Origin of the sequence: Halorubrum saccharovorum DSM 1137 (assembly GCF_000337915.1) — an archaeon.
Classification (GTDB): Archaea; Halobacteriota; Halobacteria; order Halobacteriales; family Haloferacaceae; genus Halorubrum; species Halorubrum saccharovorum.
In genome coordinates this window covers 1-1684 of the sequence record NZ_AOJE01000003.1, presented here as the reverse complement: position 1 = coordinate 1684, position 1684 = coordinate 1, and the positions used below count along the sequence as shown (strand labels likewise).

The 1684-nt window shown below is 65.4% G+C and carries 4 protein-coding genes; all 4 read right to left on the bottom strand.

Annotation, left to right across the window (positions count from 1 at the left end):
- Positions 1 to 317: hypothetical protein (locus tag C471_RS00035; protein ID WP_004045567.1), on the bottom strand; the 317-nt coding region annotated here is incomplete at its 3' end.
- Positions 310 to 825, bottom strand: coding sequence for a hypothetical protein (locus C471_RS00030; protein ID WP_004045565.1), 516 nt, complete (start codon positions 823 to 825; stop codon positions 310 to 312). The genes C471_RS00035 and C471_RS00030, both read right to left, overlap by 8 nt.
- Positions 825 to 1205 carry a hypothetical protein gene (locus tag C471_RS00025; protein WP_004045563.1) on the bottom strand — a complete coding sequence of 127 codons (381 nt, stop codon included), beginning with the start codon at positions 1203 to 1205 and terminating at the stop codon, positions 825 to 827. The genes C471_RS00030 and C471_RS00025 overlap by 1 nt, the downstream gene beginning before the upstream one ends.
- Positions 1202 to 1684 (bottom strand): hypothetical protein (locus C471_RS00020; RefSeq protein ID WP_004045561.1); only part of this gene is annotated, 483 nt, incomplete at its 5' end. The genes C471_RS00025 and C471_RS00020, both read right to left, overlap by 4 nt.

Genomic DNA, 1684 nt, shown 5'->3' with positions numbered 1-1684 from the left:
AGCGCACCAACCAGCGGGCGCACGTCGTCGCGCGTCGCGAGGTCGGTCGCAACCTCTCGGTGCCCCTCCAGCCCCGACACTTCCAGCCGGGCGATCACGTCGTCCTTCCCATCGAGCGGGACGAAGTGGATCACGTCCGTCGTCTCGGCGTCGAACGTCTCCCAGCCCTCGGGGATCGAGCGGGCGCCGAGCGCGTCGGCGTACTCGCTGATCGACCGGGGCTCGCGGACGACGATGACCCACTCGTCGGCGCCGTTCTGCGTGTACTCGCAGATCGTCCCGACCGTTACGTCCTCGCGGGGGAGCGACTCAGTCATCGGTCTCCTCCGTGAACCCGAACTCGTTGAGCGAGGCGTTCGCTTCCGCTTTCTCTTCGATCTCTCGCTCAGCGACACACCATTCGCACCACCAGTCGTCGACAGTGTCCGGATCGACACGGTCCGTCTCGTCGAGGTCGATCCGCGCGTCGTCGTCGCGGATGACATGGAGACACTGCGAGCACATTTCGTCCTGGTCCGCGGGGACGAGCAGCCCGTCGATCGCACCGATTCGCTCCATCACGTCGAACGCGGTGACGTACTGCGGAATCCGCGTGACGGTCCACTCGTTGCCGTGGACCTTGTGCCCGCCGCGCTCGATCGTATCGAACTGCTCGTACGTCGAGAACGAACTGCCGTGCTCGCGATTCAGGTGCCGGGCGCCCCGCTTCGCGATCGACGCCAGCTCGTCCCCAGCGAAGATCGTCGAACAGTCGCGCCGGGAGCACTCGAACCGGAACGTGTCGAGGTCCGGATCGACCGTCGGCGCGTCGTCACTCCGGGACATTAGCACCAGCACCCCTCTTCGGCCCACGAGGCCAGTACGTCGTTCTTCTGTTCTCGCGTGTACCCGGAGTACTCGCTGTCGCGTTGCATCGGCCCGATCGACTCCGCGAGGTCCTTTTCGACATGCCACGAGACCTGCCCCATCGGCGTCTCGATCCAGACGATTGCCCACTCGTCGCCGGCGTCCGGCGACGGCTTCCAGCCCGACGGCGCACCCGTCGCAACGGCGAGCGCACACGCCAGTAGGTTTCGGTCGTGATACACGTCGTCGAGCGCCTTTTCGTCCTGTTCGTCGGCGGTATCGCTTTCGGTATCGATTTCGGTATCGATTTCGGTATCGATTTCGGTATCGGTTTCGGTATCGCTTTCGGTATCGGTCATAGGTCACCCTCGTACGCGTCGTCGAACGTGTTGATCCACTCGCGTTGATTCGCCGTCAGCCCGTGACGTTCGACTGACTGCGCGCCGTTCGTATCGGGCTTCGCGTGCAGCCACTCGCGGCGGTTCTGTTCGAGCAGCATCAGCGCGAGACTCAGCACCGGCCCGTCGTACTGCTCCGCCAGTCGGTCGGCGTGGTCGTTCTTGACGCGGCGGGGCGTCCCGCCGCGCGAGTCGGGATCGAGGTTGTCGATCGTCTTCTCGACCACGTCGATCGCGCGCCGAAGCTCGTAGTACGCGTCGATCAGTTCGCGGTGTGTCTCCCAGAGATTCGGCGTCGGGTACGCGACCGTCCCGAGCCCCGCCGCCTGCGTCATGGCGTCAGCGGTCGACTCGTTCGCGGCCGCGACACGCTCGGAGACGCGTTTGAGCCGTACTCGGGTGTCCTCGGTCGACTCTTCGACGCCCGTCATCGGCAGTCC